The sequence below is a fragment of the Streptomyces sp. CB01249 genome (assembly GCF_001905735.1).
In the GTDB taxonomy this organism is placed as follows: domain Bacteria; phylum Actinomycetota; class Actinomycetes; order Streptomycetales; family Streptomycetaceae; genus Streptomyces.
On the sequence record NZ_LISW01000004.1, the window covers coordinates 52,747 to 73,433 of the forward strand.

General features: G+C 70.5%; 16 protein-coding genes, 4 tRNA genes, 1 other RNA gene and 1 pseudogene. 12 read left to right on the forward strand and 10 right to left on the reverse strand.

Annotated elements, in window-relative coordinates:
- Nucleotides 1–33: 33 nt before the first annotated feature.
- Genes purL through purS form a run of 3 tightly spaced genes read right to left on the reverse strand, consistent with a single transcriptional unit; the run spans nt 34 to nt 3,217 of the window.
- Complete coding sequence (purL, locus tag AMK18_RS19785; RefSeq protein WP_018101736.1) at nt 34–2,283, reverse strand: phosphoribosylformylglycinamidine synthase subunit PurL; 2,250 nt, start codon at nt 2,281–2,283, stop codon at nt 34–36.
- Nucleotides 2,280–2,960: a phosphoribosylformylglycinamidine synthase subunit PurQ gene (gene purQ / locus AMK18_RS19790; protein ID WP_018101737.1), complete on the reverse strand. Its 681-nt coding sequence runs from the start codon at nt 2,958–2,960 to the stop codon at nt 2,280–2,282. The genes purL and purQ overlap by 4 nt, the downstream gene beginning before the upstream one ends.
- Nucleotides 2,957–3,217: a phosphoribosylformylglycinamidine synthase subunit PurS gene (purS, locus tag AMK18_RS19795; protein ID WP_018101738.1), complete on the reverse strand. Its 261-nt coding sequence runs from the start codon at nt 3,215–3,217 to the stop codon at nt 2,957–2,959. Before purS ends, purQ begins: the two co-directional genes overlap by 4 nt.
- Nucleotides 3,218–3,603: 386 nt before the next feature.
- Here purS and AMK18_RS19800 point away from each other — a divergent pair, with 386 nt between their 5' ends.
- The 8 genes from AMK18_RS19800 (at nt 3,604) to AMK18_RS19835 (ending at nt 8,281) form a co-directional block, all read left to right on the forward strand.
- Nucleotides 3,604–3,939, forward strand: coding sequence for a histone-like nucleoid-structuring protein Lsr2 (locus AMK18_RS19800; RefSeq protein WP_198957044.1), 336 nt, complete (start codon nt 3,604–3,606; stop codon nt 3,937–3,939).
- A gap of 133 nt (nt 3,940–4,072) precedes the next feature.
- Nucleotides 4,073–4,144, forward strand: a tRNA-Gly gene (locus tag AMK18_RS19805).
- Nucleotides 4,145–4,223: 79 nt separating this feature from the next.
- Nucleotides 4,224–4,296 (forward strand) — tRNA-Gly (locus AMK18_RS19810).
- A 172-nt stretch (nt 4,297–4,468) separates the two neighbouring features.
- A complete protein-coding gene (locus AMK18_RS19815; RefSeq protein ID WP_073863785.1) occupies nt 4,469–5,413 on the forward strand; it encodes an ABC transporter ATP-binding protein in 945 nt (314 codons plus the stop codon).
- On the forward strand, nt 5,410–6,222 hold the full coding sequence (locus tag AMK18_RS19820; protein WP_018101741.1) for an ABC transporter permease: 813 nt from the start codon (nt 5,410–5,412) through the stop codon (nt 6,220–6,222). The genes AMK18_RS19815 and AMK18_RS19820 overlap by 4 nt, the downstream gene beginning before the upstream one ends.
- Before the next feature lie 18 nt (nt 6,223–6,240).
- Nucleotides 6,241–7,572, forward strand: a complete 1,332-nt coding sequence (locus AMK18_RS19825; protein WP_073863786.1) for a sensor histidine kinase — start codon at nt 6,241–6,243, stop codon at nt 7,570–7,572.
- Between the two features lie 2 nt (nt 7,573–7,574).
- Complete coding sequence (locus tag AMK18_RS19830; protein WP_073863787.1) at nt 7,575–8,186, forward strand: response regulator transcription factor; 612 nt, start codon at nt 7,575–7,577, stop codon at nt 8,184–8,186.
- 22 nt (nt 8,187–8,208) lie between these two features.
- Nucleotides 8,209–8,281: transfer RNA gene (locus tag AMK18_RS19835), tRNA-Gly, on the forward strand.
- A 52-nt stretch (nt 8,282–8,333) separates the two neighbouring features.
- On the opposite strand, the gene AMK18_RS19840 is transcribed toward AMK18_RS19835, so the two are convergent.
- The 6 genes from AMK18_RS19840 to ffs all read right to left on the reverse strand — a co-directional run bounded on the left by AMK18_RS19840 (nt 8,334) and on the right by ffs (nt 16,640).
- Nucleotides 8,334–9,245, reverse strand: a complete 912-nt coding sequence (locus tag AMK18_RS19840) for a phosphoribosylaminoimidazolesuccinocarboxamide synthase (RefSeq protein WP_073863788.1) — start codon at nt 9,243–9,245, stop codon at nt 8,334–8,336.
- 116 nt (nt 9,246–9,361) lie between these two features.
- Nucleotides 9,362–10,825 carry a N,N-dimethylformamidase beta subunit family domain-containing protein gene (locus tag AMK18_RS19845; RefSeq protein ID WP_018101745.1) on the reverse strand — a complete coding sequence of 488 codons (1,464 nt, stop codon included), beginning with the start codon at nt 10,823–10,825 and terminating at the stop codon, nt 9,362–9,364.
- Between the two features lie 194 nt (nt 10,826–11,019).
- Nucleotides 11,020–12,717 carry a hypothetical protein gene (locus tag AMK18_RS19850; RefSeq protein WP_073863789.1) on the reverse strand — a complete coding sequence of 566 codons (1,698 nt, stop codon included), beginning with the start codon at nt 12,715–12,717 and terminating at the stop codon, nt 11,020–11,022.
- A 241-nt stretch (nt 12,718–12,958) separates the two neighbouring features.
- The gene (gene purD / locus AMK18_RS19855) at nt 12,959–14,227 is read right to left on the reverse strand and encodes a phosphoribosylamine--glycine ligase (protein WP_018101747.1); all 1,269 of its coding nucleotides are present in this window, start codon (nt 14,225–14,227) and stop codon (nt 12,959–12,961) included.
- A 70-nt stretch (nt 14,228–14,297) separates the two neighbouring features.
- Nucleotides 14,298–16,481 carry a DNA polymerase III subunit gamma and tau gene (locus tag AMK18_RS19860; protein ID WP_073863790.1) on the reverse strand — a complete coding sequence of 728 codons (2,184 nt, stop codon included), beginning with the start codon at nt 16,479–16,481 and terminating at the stop codon, nt 14,298–14,300.
- A gap of 64 nt (nt 16,482–16,545) precedes the next feature.
- An RNA gene (ffs, locus tag AMK18_RS19865) (signal recognition particle sRNA small type) lies at nt 16,546–16,640 on the reverse strand.
- A 111-nt stretch (nt 16,641–16,751) separates the two neighbouring features.
- Between ffs and AMK18_RS19870 the strand changes: the two genes are divergently transcribed.
- Nucleotides 16,752–16,839 (forward strand) — tRNA-Ser (locus tag AMK18_RS19870).
- 90 nt (nt 16,840–16,929) lie between these two features.
- Here AMK18_RS19870 and AMK18_RS19875 read toward each other — a convergent pair.
- Complete coding sequence (locus AMK18_RS19875; RefSeq protein WP_241836606.1) at nt 16,930–17,994, reverse strand: hypothetical protein; 1,065 nt, start codon at nt 17,992–17,994, stop codon at nt 16,930–16,932.
- Nucleotides 17,995–18,432: 438 nt separating this feature from the next.
- On the opposite strand from AMK18_RS19875, the gene AMK18_RS19880 reads away from it, so the two are divergent.
- The 3 genes and pseudogenes from AMK18_RS19880 (at nt 18,433) to AMK18_RS19885 (ending at nt 20,529) form a co-directional block, all read left to right on the forward strand.
- Nucleotides 18,433–18,765, forward strand: a complete 333-nt coding sequence (locus tag AMK18_RS19880) for a hypothetical protein (protein ID WP_073863791.1) — start codon at nt 18,433–18,435, stop codon at nt 18,763–18,765.
- A 147-nt stretch (nt 18,766–18,912) separates the two neighbouring features.
- A pseudogene (locus tag AMK18_RS35265) lies at nt 18,913–19,092 on the forward strand (transposase family protein); the annotation flags it as partial.
- A 483-nt stretch (nt 19,093–19,575) separates the two neighbouring features.
- Complete coding sequence (locus AMK18_RS19885; protein WP_241836607.1) at nt 19,576–20,529, forward strand: hypothetical protein; 954 nt, start codon at nt 19,576–19,578, stop codon at nt 20,527–20,529.
- The last annotated feature ends 158 nt before the right edge of the window (nt 20,530–20,687 follow it).

The window sequence follows — 20,687 nt, forward strand, 5'->3', positions numbered from 1 at the left end:
CGGTCGGGGGTTTCGGCGTGTGCGGTCCGGGAACTACGCGAGCAGCGCCGGGATCGTCTCCTCGTGCGCGGTGCGCAGCTCGCTCAGCGGGATGCTGAACTCGCCCTGGATCTCGATCGCGTCGCCGTCCACGACACCGATGCGGGTCACGGGCAGACCGCGCGCCCCGCACATGTCGTTGAACCGCAGCTCCTCGCTGCGCGGCACCGAGACGACCGCGCGGCCCGCGGACTCGGAGAACAGCAGCGTGAACGCGTCGAGGCCGTCCGGCACGACCAGCCGGGCACCCTTCCCGCCACGCAGGCAGGACTCGGTGACCGCCTGGATCAGTCCGCCGTCCGACAGGTCGTGCGCCGCGTCGATCATGCCGTCGCGGGAGGCCGAGATCAGGATCTCGGCGAGCAGCTTCTCGCGGCCCAGGTCCACCTTGGGCGGCATCCCGCCGAGGTGGTTGTGGACGACCTCGGACCAGGCCGAGCCGCCGAACTCCTCACGCGTGTCACCCAGCAGGTAGAGGAGCTGGCCCTCTTCCCCGAAGGCGACCGGCGTACGCCGCGTGACGTCGTCGATCACACCGAGCACGGCCACGACCGGCGTCGGGTGGATCGCCGTGTCACCGGTCTGGTTGTACAGCGAGACGTTGCCGCCGGTGACCGGGGTGCCCAGCTCCAGGCAGCCGTCCGCGAGACCACGGGTGGCCTCGGCGAACTGCCACATGACGTCCGGGTCCTCGGGCGAACCGAAGTTCAGGCAGTCCGAGATCGCGAGCGGCTTGGCACCGGTCGCGGCCACGTTCCGGTACGACTCCGCCAGCGCGAGCTGCGCACCGGTGTACGGGTCGAGCTTCGCGTACCGGCCGTTGCCGTCCGTCGCCATGGCCACGCCGAGGTTGGACTCCTCGTCGATGCGGACCATGCCGGCGTCCTCGGGCATCGCGAGCACGGTGTTGCCCTGCACGAACCGGTCGTACTGGTCCGTGATCCAGGACTTCGACGCCTGGTTCGGCGAGGCGACCAGCCGGAGGACCTGCTCGCGCAGCTCCGCGCCGTTCGCCGGGCGGGCCAGCTTGCCCGCGTCGTCGGCCTGGAGCGCGTCCTGCCAGGACGGGCGGGCGAACGGGCGGTGGTACGTCGGACCCTCGTGGGCGACGGACCGCGGCGGCACGTCCACGATCTGCTCGCCGTGCCAGAAGATCTCCAGCTGCGAGCCCTCGGTCACCTCACCGATGACGGTGGCGATGACGTCCCACTTCTCGCAGATCTCCAGGAAGCGGTCGACGTGCTGCGGCTCGACGATGGCGCACATGCGCTCCTGCGACTCGCTCATGAGGATTTCCTCGGGCGAGAGGGAGGAGTCGCGCAGCGGCACGGTGTCCAGCTCGACGCGCATGCCGCCGGAGCCCGCGGAGGCCAGCTCGGACGTGGCGCAGGAGAGCCCGGCGCCGCCGAGGTCCTGGATGCCCGCGACGAGCTTCTCCTTGAAGATCTCCAGGGTGCACTCGATGAGGAGCTTCTCCTGGAACGGGTCGCCGACCTGGACGGCCGGGCGCTTGGCCGGGCCGGTCGACTCGAAGGTCTCCGAGGCCAGCACGGAGACGCCGCCGATGCCGTCACCACCGGTGCGGGCGCCGTAGAGGATGACCTTGTTGCCGGGACCCGACGCCTGCGCGAGGTGGATGTCCTCGTGCTTCATCACACCGATGCAGCCGGCGTTGACCAGCGGGTTTCCCTGATAGCAGGCGTCGAAAACGACCTCGCCGCCGATGTTCGGCAGACCGAGGCAGTTGCCGTACCCGCCGATGCCCGCGACCACACCCGGCAGGACCCGCTTGGTGTCCGGGTGGTCGGCCGCACCGAAGCGCAGCGGGTCCACGACGGCGACCGGGCGGGCACCCATGGCGAGGATGTCGCGGACGATGCCGCCGACGCCCGTCGCCGCGCCCTGGTAGGGCTCGATGTACGAGGGGTGGTTGTGCGACTCGACCTTGAAGGTGACCGCGTACCCCTGACCGACGTCGACCACACCGGCGTTCTCACCGATGCCGACGAGCATGGCGTCGTTGGCGGGGACCTTCTCGCCGAACTGCTTGAGGTGGACCTTGCTGCTCTTGTACGAGCAGTGCTCGGACCACATCACGGAGTACATGGCGAGCTCGGCGCCGGTGGGACGGCGGCCCAGGATCTCGCGGATGCGCGCGTACTCGTCCTCCTTGAGGCCGAGTTCCTTCCAGGGCTGCGCGGTGTCCGGGGTTTCGGCCGCGTGCTTGACCGTGTCCAGGCTCATGCGTTGACCAGCTTCTTGATGATCGAGGTGAAGAAACCGAGACCGTCGGTGCGACCGGTGCCGATCAGCGGCTCCACGGCGTGCTCCGGGTGCGGCATCAGGCCGACGACGTTGCCCGCGGCGTTGGTGATGCCGGCGATGTCGCGCAGCGAGCCGTTCGGGTTGCGGCCCACGTAGCGGAAGGCGACGCGGCCCTCGGCCTCCAGCGCGTCGAGCGTGTGCTCGTCGGCGGTGTAGCGACCGTCCATGTTCTTGAGCGGTACGGAGATCTCCTGGCCCGCGGAGTAGTCCGAGGTCCAGGCGGTCTCCGCGTTCTCGACGCGGAGGGTCTGGTCGCGGCAGATGAAGTGCAGGTGGTTGTTGCGCAGCATCGCGCCGGGCAGCAGGTGCGCCTCGGTCAGGATCTGGAAGCCGTTGCAGATGCCGAGGACCGGCATGCCCGCCTTCGCCTGCTCGATCACCGTCTCCATGACCGGCGAGAACCGGGAGATGGCTCCGGCGCGCAGATAGTCGCCGTACGAGAAACCGCCCGCCAGGATCACCGCGTCGACCTGGTGCAGGTCCTTGTCGCGGTGCCACAGCGATACGGGCTCCGCGCCCGCGACGCGAACGGCCCGAAGGGCGTCCTGGTCATCGAGCGTGCCCGGAAAGGTGACGACTCCGATACGAGCAGTCACTTCGACTCCTCGGCGTTCTCCACCTTGACGGTGAAGTCCTCGATCACGGTGTTGGCGAGGAACGTCTCCGCCATCTCGTGAATACGGGCGAGGGCGGCGTCATCGACCGGTCCCTCGACCTGCAGCTCGAAACGCTTTCCCTGACGTACGTCCGCGATTCCCTCGAAGCCGAGACGGGGCAGTGCGCGCTGCACCGCCTGTCCCTGCGGGTCGAGGATCTCGGGCTTGAGCATGACGTCGACTACGACGCGTGCCACTGGCACTCCCGGTGTGGTGGTGTGGTGCGGCTGTTTCTCCGGAGGGGGTACCCCGGACCCCCGCGGGTCCACTCAGCGTACCTGGCCGGAAATTCTACGCGGGTAGATATCAAACGGGATAGATCACGTCCAGATATCGGCCGATCGCCGGACGGCGGAAAAGCCGCGAAACAAATGCTCACGAGCGGCACACATAGCGGGCGGACACGCGGAAGTAATTGGACGGGCTTCACAATGCGGTGCCACTCGCTGTACAAATGATTACCGGGGAATGCAGCATTGCCCCGGAGCACCGACAACAGTCGGCCCGCATCCGCGCTCACAGCCGGAAGGCCGGCATCGACGCATGTCAGACGCGTCGATGCCGTAGGAAAGGACCGATATCCGTGGCGCAGCGCGTAGTGGTCACACTCTCCGACGACATCGACGGGGGCACGGCGGCGGAAACGGTCACCTTCGCCCTGGACGGGAAGTCGTACGAGATCGACCTCAATCCGTCCAACGCAAAGAAACTGCGGAACGCCCTGGCCCCGTACATGGCGGCCGGTCGCAAGCAGACAAATGCCGGCAAGCACGGCAAGACCCCCGTTCCGTACCGGCACACCTCGCTCGCGCCCGACCCGGCGGCGGTGCGCGCCTGGGCGCGCTCGCACCGGATGGACGTGCCCGCCCGGGGCCGCATCCCGAAGAGCGTGTACGAGGCGTTCCAGGAAGCGAGTTGACCCGGCGACAGGTCCGGCGGGGCTCCGTCGGAGGACCTGCGGGGGAGCCGACTTGCGCGACACCCCCGCAGGTCGGATAGAGTCTGGAACACGCCGAGGGGCGAGGCCGAAAAGGCCGAACCCCACGCAGCGTGCGGGTGTAGTTCAGTAGTAGAACATCCCCCTTCCAGGGGGAAGGCGCAGTGTGCAATTCCTGTCACCCGCTCTGCACGACTTGCAGGACCACTCCGGTGGATCAGGTAGAGTAGTGCTCGCTCCACCGGTGAAAGCCGAGTGGTTGCAATGCGGACGTAGCTCAGTTGGTAGAGCGCAACCTTGCCAAGGTTGAGGTCGCCAGTTCGAACCTGGTCGTCCGCTCAGAATACGAAGGCCCCGGTCGATTCCGACCGGGGCCTTCGTCGTGTTCCCGTCCCTTTCGGTCGGCTCCCTGTGTCTTCCCGGCCCGCGCGCCACCACCCATGACGTTTGTCATGAGTGGTGATGACAGTCCGCACTGCCCCGGGCCCGGCGCGGACGGAAACCTGAAGACATGACCAGCGACGACAAGTCCCGAGAGTGCGTGATCCAGGCGGAAGACGTCCGGCGCAGCTATGCCGGCGGCTTCGAGGCCGTGTCCGGCGTCTCCTTCTCCGTGGCCCGCGGCGAGCTCTTCGCCCTCCTCGGTACGAACGGGGCCGGCAAGACCTCCACCGTCGAGCTTCTGGAGGGCCTGGCCCGGCCGGACGGCGGCACGGTCCGGGTGCTGGGCCGCGACCCCTTCGCCGAGCGCGCGCAGGTCCGTCCGCGGATAGGCGTGATGCTCCAGGAGGGCGGCTTCCCGTCCGAGTTGTCGGTCGCCGAGACGGTACGGATGTGGGCGGGCTGCACCAGCGGTGCCCGGCCCACCGGCGAGGCCCTGGAGCTGGTCGGGCTCGGCCACCGCGCCCGCGTCCGGGTCAAGCAGCTCTCGGGCGGAGAGCGGCGGCGGCTCGACCTGGCGCTGGCGCTGCTCGGCCGGCCCGAGGTGCTCTTCCTGGACGAGCCGACCACCGGTCTCGACGCGGAGGGCCGCCGCGACACCTGGGCGCTGGTGCGCCGCCTCCAGGAGGACGGCATCACCGTGCTGCTCACCACGCACTACCTGGAGGAGGCCGAGGCCCTCGCGGACCGGCTGGCGATCATGCACCGCGGCCGGATCGTGACCGCGGGCACCACGGCCGAGGTGACGGCGGCCCGCCCCGCCCGCATCCGCTTCGAACTGCCCGAGGGCGTTCCGGCGGCACGGCTTCCCCTGGAGCTCCGCGCCGCCGCCGAGGGCCCCCGCGTCGAGATACGGACGCACCGCCTCCAGGACGCCCTGACCGAACTGCTCCGCTGGGCCGACGAGTCGGACGTCCGGCTCCACGGGCTCGACGCCCGCTCCGCCTCCCTCGAAGAGGCGTTCCTCGACATCGCGAAGTCCGCCGCCGAAACCGAAGAGGTGCCCGTCCCGTGACCACCGCGACCACCCCCGCGACCATCCCCGAAGCCGGCCCCGCGCGCACGACGGCCGTGAGCCGGCTGGCGGCCCTCGGCCGGGCCGAACTGTCGTTGCTCGCCCGGAACAGGACGGCGATCTTCGTCGCGCTCCTCATGCCGGCGGCCATGATCATGGCGATGAAGTCGGCGTTCGAGAAGGTCGACCTCGACGGGACCGGACTCAGCGTCGCCGGAGCGACGCTCATGGGCGGCGTCGGGACCGTGCTCATCCAGGCCGTCTACATGAACCTGGCCGCCGCCTACGTCGCCCGGCGCGAGGAACTGGTCCTGAAGCGGCTGCGCACCGGCGAGGTCACCGACGGCGAGATCCTGGCCGGGACCGCCCTTCCGGCCGGCGCCCTCGCCCTGGCCCAGAGCGCGGTGATCGTCGTCGCCGGAATCGCCTTCTTCGGCCTCGGCGCACCGGAGCGCCCGGAACTGCTCGTGGCGGGGCTGCTGTTGGGCGTGGTGCTGCTGACGGTCCTGGCCGCGGTCACCTCCGTGATCACCCGCACCGTGCAGACCGCCCAGCTGACGACGCTGCCGCTGTTCCTCGTCTCGATGATGGGCTCGGGCCTCTTCATCCCCCTCGACATATTCCCCGACCGGCTCGCGGCGGTCTGCGAGTACCTGCCGCTGACCGGTGTGATGACCCTGGTCCGGGCCGGCTGGTTCGGCGGCCCCGAGGGCACCGACCTGCTCGGCGCCGCGTTGACCGGGCTGGTCTGGACGGCACTGGCCGTGTTTGCTGTGCAGCGGTGGTTCCGCTGGGACCCCCGCCGCTGACGAGGAGGTTGGGCCGTGATGCGCGTACGGGGCTGGTACCGCGGCTGGCAGGAGCGCAGCAAGATGGAGCGGATCGACCTGTACTCGCGGTTCACCGTCTCCTGCATCCCCTGGCTCTTCGCCCTGGCCTGGCAGGGGGCGCCCTTCGACCACGACATCCGCCACGCACCGCTGCCGCTGGCCCTCGGTCTGGCGCTGCTCCTGGTGAGCCTGGCGCAGTGCCTGCTGAGCAACCGCAACCTGCACGCTTCCTACGAGCACTACCTGGGCATCTCCGTCTTCCCGGGGCGGCGCCTGGTGGCCCCCGTGGTGCTTCTGGTCGTGGCCGTCGGGCTCCTGGCGGCGCTGGCCGGGGTGGACGGCGTCAAGGGCTCGGGACTGCTGCTCATGACGTTGAACGCGCCGATGGCCCTGGTGATCACGCGGGTGCTCCTGGTGCCGGTCCGCCGCTTCCTGGTCGAGTCCCTCTGCCTCACCGCCCTGATCACCGGCGCGCTCGCGGTGGCCGGCGTCCGGGGCGGCACCCTGGCGGGAGTGCTGCCCTGCAGCCTCTTCGGCTGTGTGCTGGTCCTGATCTCGGTCCGGCCCAGCGCCTGGAGCATGAGCGTCATGTGGCAGGCCGAGCAGGCCCGGGGCATACAGGCCAGGCTCGCCGTGGCGGAGGAACGGCTGCGGTTCGGGCGGGACATGCACGACGTGCTGGGCCGCAACCTCGCGGTGATCGCGCTCAAGAGCGAGCTGGCGGTGGAGCTCGCCCAGCGCGGCCGGCCGGAGGCGGTGGACCAGATGATCGAGGTGCAGCGGATAGCGCGCGCCTCGCAACAGGAAGTGCGCGATGTGGTGCGCGGCTACCGTGAGGCGGACCTGAGTACGGAACTGGCGGGTGCGCAGGGCGTGTTGAGCGCGGCCGGCATCGAGTGCACGGTGACCGGCGACAGCGGCGAGCACCTGCCCGCGCCCGTGCAGTCGGCGCTCGGCTGGGTCGTCCGGGAGGCGGCCACCAACGTGCTGCGCCACGGCGACCCGCGCCACTGCGTGATCCGGGTGCGGGTCTCCGCCGGCTCCGTGGCGCTCGAGGTGGAGAACGACGGCGCGACACCCGCCGGGACGGCGCCCTCGCCCACCTCGGACGGGCCGGGCTCCGGACTGGCCGGCCTCCGCGAACGGCTCGCCGCGCTGGACGGCTCGCTGGAGGCGGGCCCGGCGAAGGGCGGCCTGTTCCGGCTGACGGCGACGATCCCGCTGGCGGAGGTCCCGGCGGCACGCCGCGCGCCCCTGGTCCTGCGTCCCGCGGCCATGGTGGCCCCGGGTGTGATGGTGAGGTCGCGATCCGGCCTCGTGGAGGAATGACGATGACCGCGGTACGGGTACTGCTCGCCGACGACGAGCATCTGATCCGGGGCGCGCTCGCCGCCCTCCTCGCGCTGGAGGAGGACCTGGTGGTGGTCGCGGAGGCGGCGACGGGTCCGGAGGCGCTGGCCATGGCCCGGGCCCACCGCCCGGACGTCGCGGTGCTCGACCTGGAGATGCCGGGGGCCGACGGTGTGAGCGTGGCCACATCGCTGCGGGCCGAACTCCCGGACTGCCGGACCATGATCGTGACCAGCCACGGCCGGCCCGGCCATCTCAAGCGGGCCCTCGCGGCGGGCGTGCGGGGCTTCGTGCCCAAGACCGTGAGCGCCCGCCAGCTGGCCGGCATCATCCGTACCGTGCGGGCGGGGAACCGTTACGTGGACCCGGAGTTGGCGGCCGACGCCATCGCCGCCGGGGACTCCCCGCTGACCGTGCGCGAGACCGAGGTGCTGGAGCTCGCGGTCGACGGGGCGCCGGTCTCGGAGATCGCCGAGCGGGCCTCGCTCTCGCAGGGGACCGTACGGAACTACCTCTCGGCGGCCGCCTCGAAGCTGGGTGCGGAGAACCGTCACGCGGCAGTGCGTCTCGCGCGCGAGCGGGGATGGGTATAGTAGGTCTCGCGCTTCGGCGCTTGCGGACGTAGCTCAGTTGGTAGAGCGCAACCTTGCCAAGGTTGAGGTCGCCAGTTCGAACCTGGTCGTCCGCTCAGAAGAAGAAGCCCCCGGCCTTTCGGCCGGGGGCTTCTTCGTGTGGCTCGCCTACCAGGACGTGCCGGTGAGGAGTTCGAACGCCTCGATGTACTTGGCGCGGGTCGCGTCCACGATCTCCTGGGGCAGCGGCGGCGGAGGCTGCTCGCTCTTGCGGTCCCAGCCGGAGGCGGGGGACGTCAGCCAGTCGCGGACGAACTGCTTGTCGTACGACGGCTGCGCGTGGCCCGGCTCCCAGGAGCCGGCCGGCCAGAAGCGGGAGGAGTCCGGGGTCAGGACCTCGTCGGCGATGATCAGTTCCTCGCCGCCGTCGGCGGTGGGCGCGTAGCCGAACTCGAACTTCGTGTCCGCGAGGATGATCCCGCGCTCGCGGGCGATGTCGCGGGCCCGGCCGTAGACGTCCAGGGTGGTCCGGCGCAGCGCGACTGCGGTCTCCGTACCGACCTGGCGGGCCACCTCCTCGTAACTCACGTTCTCGTCGTGGGCACCGACGGCGGCCTTGGTGGCGGGGGTGAAGATCGCGCCCGGCAGCTCGGAGCCGTCGACCAGGCCGTCGGGGAGGCCGATGCCGCAGACGGTGCGCGAGGCGTTGTACTCGACGAGGCCGGAGCCCGCCAGGTAGCCGCGGGCGACGCACTCGACCGGGACCATCCGCAGCGACGTGCAGATCATCGTGCGGCCCTCCCAGTCGGCGGGGGCTCCGGCGGGCACCTCGGTCGACAGGACGTGGTTCGGCACGAGGTCGGCGAGCTGGTCGAACCACCACATCGAGAGGCGGGTCAGGACGCGGCCCTTGTCCGGGATCTCGGTCGGCAGCACCCAGTCGTACGCGGACATCCGGTCGCTGGCGACCATGACGAGGTCACCGGCCTCGTTCCGGTACAGGTCGCGCACCTTGCCGGTGTGCAGGTGGGTGAGGTCCGGCACCTGCACCGGCTCGGGCTTTTCTACGAATCCGGACACGCTGCCTCCGCGTACGTTGTTCCAAGAACCGTTCCGATTGTCCCGTATCCGGGAACGGCAGGCTGCGGAGGGGTGCCGTCCGGGTGGGCGCGGGAGCGCGGGGTGGCGTCCTCCGGTCAGGCGCGCTTGCAGATCCGGTCGAGGAGGTTGGCGGTGGCCTTCTGGATGCGCGGGTCCACGTGGCCGGGGCGATCCAGGGCCGGGGACCAGGCGAAGGTGCCCGAGGCGAAGACGAGCGCGCCGGACGGGGCCCGGTACAGCGAGGTCTCCTGGTGCCGCATCACGCCCTCGCTGTCCTGGTACGGGGAGTGGGCGAGCAGGATGCGGTTGTCGTGCTCCGGCAGCGTGGTGCGCGGGAAGTAGCGGTCGGCCTCGCCCGCCACCAGGCCCTCGATCTCGTCGCCCTCACCGGCACCCGTCGCGTCCCACAGCCAGTGCTCCGCGTTCCGCACGACCAGGGGGTGGGGCTCGGGGACCCGGCCCGCGTACTGGATGCCGAGCAACTGCTGCTCCGGGCGGTCGATCTCACGCCAGAGCGCGGGCTTGCCTGGCCCCCGGCGCTTGCGGCAGGTGAGCAGCCGGTCCGGCACCCCGGACGCCGAGGGCCCCAGGCTGACCTGCCAGTACATGGTGTTGGCGGAGAGGTAGACCAGGGAGGTGCCGTGCTCGCGGGCGCGCTCGGCGGCCCGGCGCATCGGCACCGACCAGTACTCGTCGTGGCCCGGGAAGACCAGGCCCCGGTAGCGGGTGGGGTCGACCCGGCCCGCGTGCAGGTCGCGGGTGTCGGCGTAGGCGAGGTCGTAGCCGTAGCGCTCGGCCCAGCGGATGAAGTCGTACGCGTGTCCGACGTGCAGCGGGAGGCCCGCGCCCGCGTAGGGGCGGTCGAAGGAGACGGTGACCGCCGCGTCCTCCTCACCGAGGAGCCGGCCCTCCTCGTCCCAGGCGTGGTAGAGGCTGGCGCCGGTCCGGCCGTCCTCCGGATAGAGGTTGTACGCCTGCCAGGTGACGTCCGGGAGGACGAGCAGCAGGTCCGCCGGGTGGTTGTCGCGGATCGTGAACGGGATGTGGGAGCGGTAGCCGTCGAGCGTGGTGAGCACGGCGACATACGCCCCGAGCGACCAGTAGCTCGGGATCTGCAGCCGCCAGGACAGCCACCAGTGGTGACAGGAGACCGTGCGGTCGGCGGTCAGCGGGGCCGGCTGCACGATCCCCGAGAGCCGGGGGCTCGTGGTGATCTTCGAGGCGCCGTCGCCCCCGTAGTGGCCGATCCGGTAGACGTCCACGGAGAACTGCTGCGGCGGGTCCACCGTGATGTGGAAGTCGATCGCCTCACCGGGGGCCGCGGCGCCCGTGGAGGTGAAGCCCTTGATCTGGCGGCGCACATCGTCGGCGGTGCGGGTGCCGCCGCCGGTGGAGCCGCGGGACAGGGTGGGGTCCACGTACCAGGGCACGACCTGGCCGGTGTCGTCGAAGTAGTTCTCGCTGCCGCGCAGCCAGGGCAGCGGCCCCTGGCCGAAAGGGTCGGTCACGGCATGCGCCAGGGCACCCGATTCCCACCGACGGATCTGTTCAGCCCCCATCACGCTCCCCCTCCCTCAGGCCCCCGGATCAACTGTGGTGCGCCGTCAGTCAGCGCCGTTCCCCAGCACATCACATAACGCACGCACTCCGTCACCGTTCGTCGTGAATTGACGTTAACGGAAGCCGTCGCTCCGGTTATGCGGTTGTTCTCGGCCATCCCGTCCGCCCCGTCTCCTGTCGGCGGGGGCCTGTTTCAGACGAGACGGACGGGCTTGTCGGTGCGTACGCCGACCGAGGCGAGCCAGGACCGCAGCGGTCCGGCGTCGCCGTCCTCGATGAGGCTGAGGACGGGGCTGCCGAGGTCCGCGCGGCGCTCGCCGTCGACCAGCAGCGTGGGCCCGTCGAGCCAGTCGAGGCCGGGCGCCGCGCCCGCCGTGTCCACGGCGGCGCAGCAGACCATGGCCGCGACGTGATCGGCGAGCAGCTCGGTGCCGGTACGGGGCGGCTGGAGCGGGAACAGCGGGAGCGGGTCGGGGCCCCAGAGGGCGAGGAGATCGTCGCCGGCGGCGGGGTCGGAGCCGGTGCCGGGGGCGGCCGGGCCGCCCGGGGCTGTGGCCTTCGCTCGTCTCTGCGCCTCGTCCTCCGCCTCGGCCTCCTCGCGCGCCACGGCGGCGGTGATCCCGGCCGCCAGCTCCTCGCCACCGGCCTCCCCCGCCTCCAGGTGCTCGACCACACGGTCCAGCGTGGGCACCCCGCCGACGGCGGCGGCGGGCGGCACGCCCACGGCGTCCAGGACGCGGTGCAGCCGGGCCGCCTCCGAGCGCCACTTCCGGTCGACCACCTCGTCCGGATACTGCTGCCAGTCCACCGGGGACCAGTCGGGGCCGGTCTCGGCGGGCCCGCCGTGGAACAGCCGCGCCGCCAGCAGGGACGCCGCCTCGTCGGCCGCCCCCGGCTCCTCCAGGAGGTCGCAGGCGGGCCGCTCGCCGAGCCGGGAGGCGTACCCCTCGGCCAGCCGGTCGCGGCGGGAGAGCTCGGTGAGCGCGGCGACCACGCCCGCGTCCAGCTGCGAGGGCCAGCGGCCCATCCGCCAGGCGGGCAGCGCGACCCGGGTCAGCAGCCGGTCCCAGCCGGCGTAGGCGAGGCCCACCTGCTCCTGCGCGACGATCCGCAGCCCGTAGTCCACCTCCCGGGCCCGCGAGGACGCGGCGGCCGCGACCCCCCGCTCCATCTCCGCGGCATGACCGCGACAACTGCGCAGCAGTATCCGGGCGATCCGCCCGACGAAGACGCGCGGCAGCCGCAGGGCCCGGCGCACCGGCCCCCGGGCGGGGGCGGCGGCATCGGCGACCGCCCCGTCCAGGCCCCGGACGAAGCGCCGGGCAGCGGCTATGTCGGGCTGGGCGGAGGCGCTGGTGCCCGCCACGACCGGGGCGAGCAGGGCCCGCAGCTCGGCGACCCGCATCCACCACAGGAACGGGGAGCCGATGACCAGCACGGGGGCCGCCTCGGTCCGGCGGGCGGAGCCGCCGGACGCCGGATGTGTACGGTCCTCCAGCCAGCTGTCGCAGTCGGGCGTGAGGGCTATGGCCGAGGGCGCGGGTACGTCGAGTCGGTCCGCGAGCTCGCGGACCAGGCGGTAGAGGTCGGGCGCCGCCGCCTCGCTGAGCGGGACGGTCGGGCTGACCGCCGGCTTCGCGCGTACGACCGCGAGCGCGACGGCTCCCGCGATCAGCAGGACCACGACCGCGCAGACGGCCACGGCCCAGCGCGCCGCGTCCCAGCCGCCGCCGTCCGCGAACCCCCGCGCGCCCGCGGCGAACAGCACCACGGCCAGCGCGGCGGGCAGCAGCGCGACCGCCGTCGCCCTGCCGCGGATGCGCAGCAGGACGAGCGCCCGGGCCCGCGCTGCCCGCGCACCCGGCTCCTCACCCGTACCGGTACCGGACACGGCTGGACCTCACCCCCTCTGCCCCCACGGCGGTGTTGCTCACTCCCCCACTGTGGCACCGGCCACTGACATCGCAATGCCGGTGGGCCAAGTGCCGGAACGCTTGCGCCGCACCCTAGTTGGGGGTGCGGCGGGCGTCATCCGGATGGCTCAGCCGTCACTCGATGGAATGGCTTTGGTCAAAGGTGTTGAGGTGCGAGGGGTCAGCGGGGTACGGGCCTGAGCCCACCGCGCGTCCGGTTCAGGCTCCGGCGGCCGCCGCGTCCTCCGCGGCCTTCTTGGCGATGTCCGTACGGAGCTGGGAACCGTCGAGCCGGATCCGCGCCGCAGCCGCGTAGGCGCGCTCACGGGCGCCCGCGAGGTCATCGGCGGTCGCCGTCACGGACAGCACGCGGCCGCCCGCGCTGACGACGGTGTCGCCGTCGCTCTTGGTGCCGGCGTGCAGCACGTACGCGTGCGGGGCGTCCTGCGCCGCGACCTCGTCCAGCCCCTCGATCGGGTCACCCGTGCGCGGGGTGCCCGGGTAGTTGTGCGAGGCGATGACCACGGTGACGGCCGCCTCGTCGCGCCACACCAGGGGCGGCAGCTGGTCCAGGGTGCCGTTGGCGGAGCCGAGCAGCACACCGGCCAGCGGCGTCCGCAGCCGCGCCAGGACGACCTGGGTCTCCGGGTCGCCGAACCGGGCGTTGAACTCGATGACCCGCACCCCGCGCGAGGTGATCGCGAGACCCGCGTACAGCAGCCCAGAGAAGGGCGTACCGCGCCTGCGCATCTCGTCCACGGTCGGCTGGAGCACCGATTCCATGACCTCGTCGACCAGCTTGGGGTCGGCCCACGGCAGCGGGGAGTACGCGCCCATGCCGCCGGTGTTCGGACCCTCGTCGCCGTCGAGGGCGCGCTTGAAGTCCTGGGCGGGCTGGAGCGGCAGCACGGTGGTGCCGTCGGTGATCGCGAAGAGGCTCACCTCGGGGCCGTCGAGGAACTCCTCGATGACCACCCGGTCGCAGGCCAGCGCATGGGCGCGGGCCACCTCGACGTCCTCGGTCACGACGACGCCCTTGCCCGCGGCCAGACCGTCGTCCTTGACCACGTAGGGCGCGCCGAACGCGTCGAGGGCACTGTCGATCTCGGCGGGCGTGGTGCACACGTAGCTGCGGGCGGTGGGCACGCCCGCCCCGGCCATCACGTCCTTGGCGAACGCCTTCGAGCCCTCCAGCTGCGCGGCGGCGCCGGACGGGCCGAAGCACGGGATGCCCGCGGCGCGCACCGAGTCGGCGACACCGGCGACGAGCGGTGCCTCCGGGCCGACGACCACCAGCCCGGCGCCCAGCTCGGCGGCGAGGCGCGCGACGGCGACTCCGTTGAGGGCGTCGACCGGGTGCAGTTCGGCCACCTCTGCGATGCCGGCGTTGCCGGGCGCGCAGTACAGATCGGTGACGTCGGGGTCGAGGGACAGAGAGCGGCACAGGGCGTGTTCGCGGGCGCCGCCGCCGATGACGAGGACCTTCACGGGGTGCAGCCTAGCCGCCGGGGCGCCGCGCCCTTGACGGACGCCGGTCCGTGGACAGGGGGCGGCCCGCCTACTCGTTGTTGAACTCCTCGACCACCGTGGCACCCAGCTCGCGGACGATCAGCTCGTGCCCGGAGAGGGCGGAGTCGACCAGGTCGGGGTCGTCGGCCTCCGGGATGTCGTCCTCCGGGGCGACCGGCTTCGGCGCCTCGGGGGCCGCGTAGGCGGCGGGCGGCGGCCCGGCCGGGGAGCCGGAGCCGGGGCCCGGCTGCTGCGGAGCGGGCGCGGGAGCCGGTGCCGGGGCGGGCGCGGGGGCGGCGGGCCGCTCGTACGACTGCGGGGCGGGCGCGGCGGGGCGCGGCGCGGCGGGCGGCGGGCTGTACGGACGCTGGGCGCCGCCGGAGGGGGGCTGCGGGGGCTGACCGGCGCCGCCCGACGGGTCGACGATCGCCTCGATCTTCCACTGGGCGTTGAACTGCTCCGCCAGCGCCTGCCGCAGCACGTCCTCGCTGCCGCTGCTCGTGAAGTTGTCCCGCGCACCCGCGTTGAGGAAGCCGATTTGCAGCGTGCTGCCGTCGAACCCGGTCACCTGGGCGTTCTGGCTGAGAAGGATCCACGTGAAACGTCGGCGGTTCTTGACCGCCTCCAGGATGTCGGGCCACATGTTGCGCACCTGGCCCGCGCCCTGCGCCATGCCCGGAGCGGCCTCGGGCGCGGCGGGCCCGGGGGGCGCGGCGGGGGCGCTCTGCGGGGCCGGGGCCGCAGCCGGGGCGGGGGTCCGGCCGGGTGCGGCGGCGGTGGGCCAGCCACCGGGCCGGCGCCCCTGGTCCGGGGCGGGCGCGGCGGCGGGCCAGGCACCGGGCCGCTGCCCGGCGGCGGGCGCCTCCGCGGGCGGCGGTGCCTGTACGGGGGCGGGGGGCGGGGTCTGGGGCGCGACCGGCGCCGGGGCGGGGGGCTGCGCGTCTCCCCGGACGGCGGCGCGGGCGGCGGCGGGCCCGGCGTCCGGCTGGGGGGCAGGCGGGACCGGTGCGTGGGCGAGGGCCTCGGGGCCGGGCACGTAGCCCATGGCGGGGCCGGGGCCGGTGGTGGCGAAGGAGGCGCCCCGCTCCAGCCGGGCCAGCCGGGCCTGCATGGAGCGCTCGTCGTCGAAGGCGGCGGGCAGCAGGACGCGGGCGCAGATGAGCTCGACCTGGAGGCGTGGCGAGGTGGCGCCGCGCATCTCCGTAAGCCCCTCGTTGACCAGGTCGGCGGCGCGGCTCAGCTCGGCGGCCCCGAACACGGACGCCTGGGCCTGCATGCGCTCCACGACGTCGGCGGGGGCGTCGATCAGCCCCTTCTCGCCCGCGTCCGGCACGGCGGCCAGGATCACCAGGTCACGCAGCCGCTCCAGCAGGTCGGCGACGAACCGGCGCGGGTCGTTGCCGCCCTCGATGACCCGGTCCACGACCTCGAAGGCCGCGGCCCCGTCTCCCGCCGCGAAGGCGTCCACGATCGAGTCGAGCAGCGAGCCGTCCGTATAGCCGAGCAGTGCCGTCGCCATGGCGTACGTCACACCCTCGTCGCCCGCACCGGCGAGCAGCTGGTCCATGACGGACATCGAGTCACGCACGGACCCGGCCCCGGCGCGCACGACGAGCGGCAGGACGCCGTCGTCCACATGGCTGTTCTCGCGGCCGCAGACCTCGGCGAGGTAGTCGCGCAGGGTCCCGGGGGGCACGAGGCGGAACGGATAGTGGTGCGTACGCGACCGGATGGTCCCGATGACCTTCTCGGGCTCCGTGGTCGCGAAGATGAACTTCAGGTGCTCCGGCGGCTCCTCCACCACCTTCAGCAGGGCGTTGAACCCCGCCGACGTCACCATGTGCGCCTCGTCGATGATGTAGATCTTGTAACGACTCGACGCCGGTCCGAAGAACGCCTTCTCCCGCAGATCACGGGCATCGTCCACGCCACCGTGCGAAGCGGCGTCGATCTCGATCACATCGATGGACCCCGGCCCGTTGCGCGCCAGGTCCTGGCAGGACTGGCACTCCCCGCAGGGCGTGGGCGTGGGCCCCTGCTCGCAGTTCAGACAGCGGGCCAGGATGCGCGCACTCGTCGTCTTGCCGCAGCCTCGCGGGCCGCTGAACAGGTACGCGTGATTGACCCGGTTGTTCCGCAGGGCCTGCTGGAGCGGGTCAGTGACATGCTCCTGACCGATGACCTCGGCGAACGACTCGGGGCGGTAGCGGCGGTACAGCGCAAGGGACGACACACCTACGAGGTTATCGGGGCGCACTGACAACCGGCCCCGACCGTGACCCGCACCACCCGGAAACGCAAGGGCCCCCCACGCACCCGCCAGAGCCAACCTACCCTTGCTGCCTTCCGGCCCTGGGGGAGTTCAGTCAGATAGCGCCACGTGAGGGGCTGACGCCCACCTTAGCCGATCCCCACCCCCACAAGTCCACCTCGGCCACCACCCCGCCCCCTCCCCGGGGAACGGGTTCGCGAGCACTCCTCAACGTCTTGTATTGTTTGCCGCGGAGGATTCGCCTAGTGGCCTAGGGCGCACGCTTGGAAAGCGTGTTGGGGGCAACCCCTCACGAGTTCGAATCTCGTATCCTCCGCCAGTGCCTCACCGGGCACGATGTCGAAGGGCCCCACCGTTCGCGGTGGGGCCCTTCGACGTATGTGGTTGCAGTTTTGGTTGCAGTTCCCGGCTATCGCCCGTTGAGGACGGAACGGCACACGTTGCAGTACATGGCGGCGTTGCGCCCGTAGCGCCGCATCATCTGGCCGCAGCCAGCACACAGCCCGAGCTCCCACGGCGGGCATCCCAGCGCGGCAGAGGCGGCGGCGCGTTCCACGGTGGTGATCCGCATCGGGTCGCGGAAGTGCTGGACCGGCATGCGGGGAAGCGTGAAGCCGCCGGTCGGCTGGTCAAGGTCACGAATGGGCCGGCCGTCGCTGACGAACCAGCCCTCCTCCCCCGCTCGGCAGGCGCAGTCGATCTCCTGCTCGGCGAACGTGATCACGTCGTCCTCCTCTTCGGCCGGGGCCGCCGGGAGAGGCGACTTCTCGCCGATGAGCTCCTGCCACAGCGCACAATCGTCGGCCGAGACCCACATGCGCCGACCGGCACGGCCGCTTCCTCGGCTGGGCACGTAGACCGGGACGCTCTCACCAGTGGCGCTCTGCAGGACCAAGTCCTCGATGAAGACCGGCTTCTTCTCCGGGAGGCACAGCGCGGGCACGAACCAGTCCGCGTGAATCGCGCCACAGTGGCCGGCACCCTCACTGATGATGCAGTGGCGTTCGCTGCTCGGTATGCACTTCCAGACTTCGAGGTGCCGGTACCCACCGCGGATCACCATCTCCTTTCCGCTGGCGATGTCCTTCCACGGCATGTCGTCGACCTGCACCCACGGAGCGCGGTCGATCAGGGAGGCCATCCGGTCCTTCGTTACCCAGAGGGGGTTGATGCTGTGCCCCACGGCGTTGACCGAGCGCCGGTGCACGCTGCTGGGACTGAGGTGGTGGTACTGGATCTCCCAGCCGATCCGCGTGCCGTCGGGTCCGACGACTACGGCGCCCCAGATGCTGCGCCGGTTGCCGATGGGAACCTCGGCCTCGGCGTCCAGGCCGTAACGTCCGGCGGTCTCGACGATCCGCTCTTTGGTGGCCTTGTGCTGTGCGCTCTCCGCCAGCGTCGCCTTGTGCGTGATCGGCAGATGCGAGGCGACGAGCGGTCGCCGGCCACCCACGCGCCCTCGACGGATGAACATCCAGGGCGATTTGCCGCCCGACTCCGACTGGCAGTCGCGCCTGTCGTGGTGCGCCAGGCATTCGAGCAGCTGCGGATCGCGAATCGCTCAAACCGCTGGCCTGCGCACACAGTCAGGCAAGGGGTACCACTTATGCAACTACCTTGACTGGTGGGGTTCTTCGACTGGGTCTGCCTCGGGGGACATGACTCTCGGCAGACATAACAACGAGCAACTACTCTGCGGCCGATCATCTGGGAACTCCCGGAAGACGCTTCCCGCGTCCGCGTCTTGATCAAGCACGACGCTCACGAAAATGCCCAGAAGATCAGCGTCGTCTACGGGGAGGCCAAGGGCGCCGGCACCTGGGCGCGAGCCGTGAGCAGCATCGGTGCGACCAGCAACATCGGTGCAGGGGCGGCGGCACACGCTCACACGGTCCCGCTCAACTGACCCTGTATGAACTGCTCCGAACCGGTCAGCGTCACCAACCGGTCCTGGGCAAACAAGGTGGGCGACAAGTACCTGGATGCCGAGGCTCCCTCGTACCTCTGCGGGGTTTGCACAGCAAGCCAGAGACGCGAGGAGACCGAGCGACAGCAACGCGCCACTGAACAGAGGCGTGTCGAGCAGGAGCGTGAACAGGAGGAGAGCGAACGCATCAGAATCCTGATTGCTGATGTGATCAAGGATGAGGATGCGAAGAGCAAGCCATCCGTCTCCCTCAGGGTGGAAAGTCCTCTGCCCCTGACCCTCTACTACACCGAGCTTGTTTGCCTTCGCACCGGATAGTCCGACTCAGGCGTTCGCTCGTTCTCAGGATGGTGACGGCATCGCCTTCGTTTCCACAGAGTTCGCGTGGCGCGTCATCGGGTGAGTTCCTCCGGCTGTCGACAGCGCTGCCGGGCCGGTCCACGGCCTGACTGCCGCCCGTACTCACCGCGGGGCGAACTCACGCCAAACGAGCAGACCACGAACCGGGCGTCGTCCGCAGCCCGTGCACCCGTCGAACGCGGCATGGCACGACTGAAAGCCTGGGCAGGTCTTCCGCAGATCCCGCATCAGCCCAGCCGCATGAGCGTCATCGCCCGAGCCGCCCTCTCCCTGGAGAGGCAACGCTGGAAACGCTCAGTGCCCGCTGCTTTGGGCTCGGGAAGCAGAGTGACGCCCTCACATGGCTCTAGTCGGAGTCCAGAGACGGCCGGAGCACTTGCCGAGGGGGTGGACTCACCGCCGGCCCGTTGCGGTGCAAAGCGTCGTTTAACGCCCTGGACAGCGAGGTCAGCGCCCCTCCAACGGCACATCTGATCCCTCATGAGCGCGTCCACGCTGCGCATATGTGCAGCCCTGACATGTACAGGCAGCCTCAGGAAGGCAAGACGGACAAGGTGACTGCCTCCTGGAGCGGGCGACATGGAAAAACACTGAATAGAAATGATCAATCATGATCAAATCTTTCAATAAAATTGCATCGTATGGCAGTAGTACGACATCGACCACTGGCGAGCGATTCCCCCCTCTAGCATCTTCAGCAACCGACGGGACGTGCGCCGGACCATCTCCAGGCCACGCGAACACAGGCGCAACCGAGAGGAAGAGGTCGTGACCGAGGAAAGCGACAAAGATCCGTACACCGAGATCATCCAGGTGACGCCCGAAAAATGCTCCACCTGGATGGAGAAGAGGACATGCAACCGCGTCCCCTTGAAGCGCTCCAATGTGGATAAATTCAAAAGCATTCTCCGGAACGGTCAATACCGCACAACCCACCAAGGGTTCGCGCTGGACTGGCACGGTTGCCTGATTGACGGACAACACCGCGCCGCCGCAATCATCGAGACCGGCGCCACGGTGACTGCTCAAGTCACGTACAACCTCAGCCCAGAAAGCTTCGCTGCCATCGACGGCGGTCGCGTCCGTTCTGCTGGGGACTTCGTCGCTCAGATCACCGAGATGCGGCAGAGCAATGCCAACGTATACGCAGCCGCACTGAAGATCCTCGCCAACCGCGGAGCCGGGATCCACTGGACAAGGTGGACCAGCGGAAAGCTGACCGCAGAACAACTACAAGAGCTGGTTCCAGCTTGGCCGGTCGAAGAAAAACGCATCGTTCACCTCATCAGCAAGGGTAAGCAGTGCCACGCTAGCGCAACGGGCTTGATCGTCGCCCACAAGATCATCACGGAGGTGTGGCCGGAGCACATTGCCGATCTTTTCTTCGACGGCATCGGAGAGGAGAGCCGCGAGTTCGTCGGAAGAGACCCGCGCGCGATGTACACGAATACCATGATCAACGTGAACCGTGGAGTTGTGAGCCGGGACAGCGTGCAACAGTCAGCCCAAGCCATCAAGGCGTTCAATGCCCTCGTATCAGGGGATTCCATTGGCACACTAAAGAAGATGAAGGCATCCGGCGTGAAAATCGTAACGGACCGACGGACTGGCAAGGAAATCCGGCAAGAGTATCTCGCGGACCGCTACCCTGATGTCATTCAACCCGCTATCAATATCAGCGAAAAGTGGCTCGGGGAAAGCGGTTTGGAACCGAACAGGTAGATCCCCTCGCTCGCTTCGCCTCCTGCTGGAGTGAAACTGGAACGGACCGGTGTGTCGGGGCTCCGTGCCGGCCTCTCGGCTCATGAGGTGATTGCTCACGGCCTAGGCGCCGAGCAACAGCACGACGTCACCGCCGGGTGGCACCACATCACGCCGGC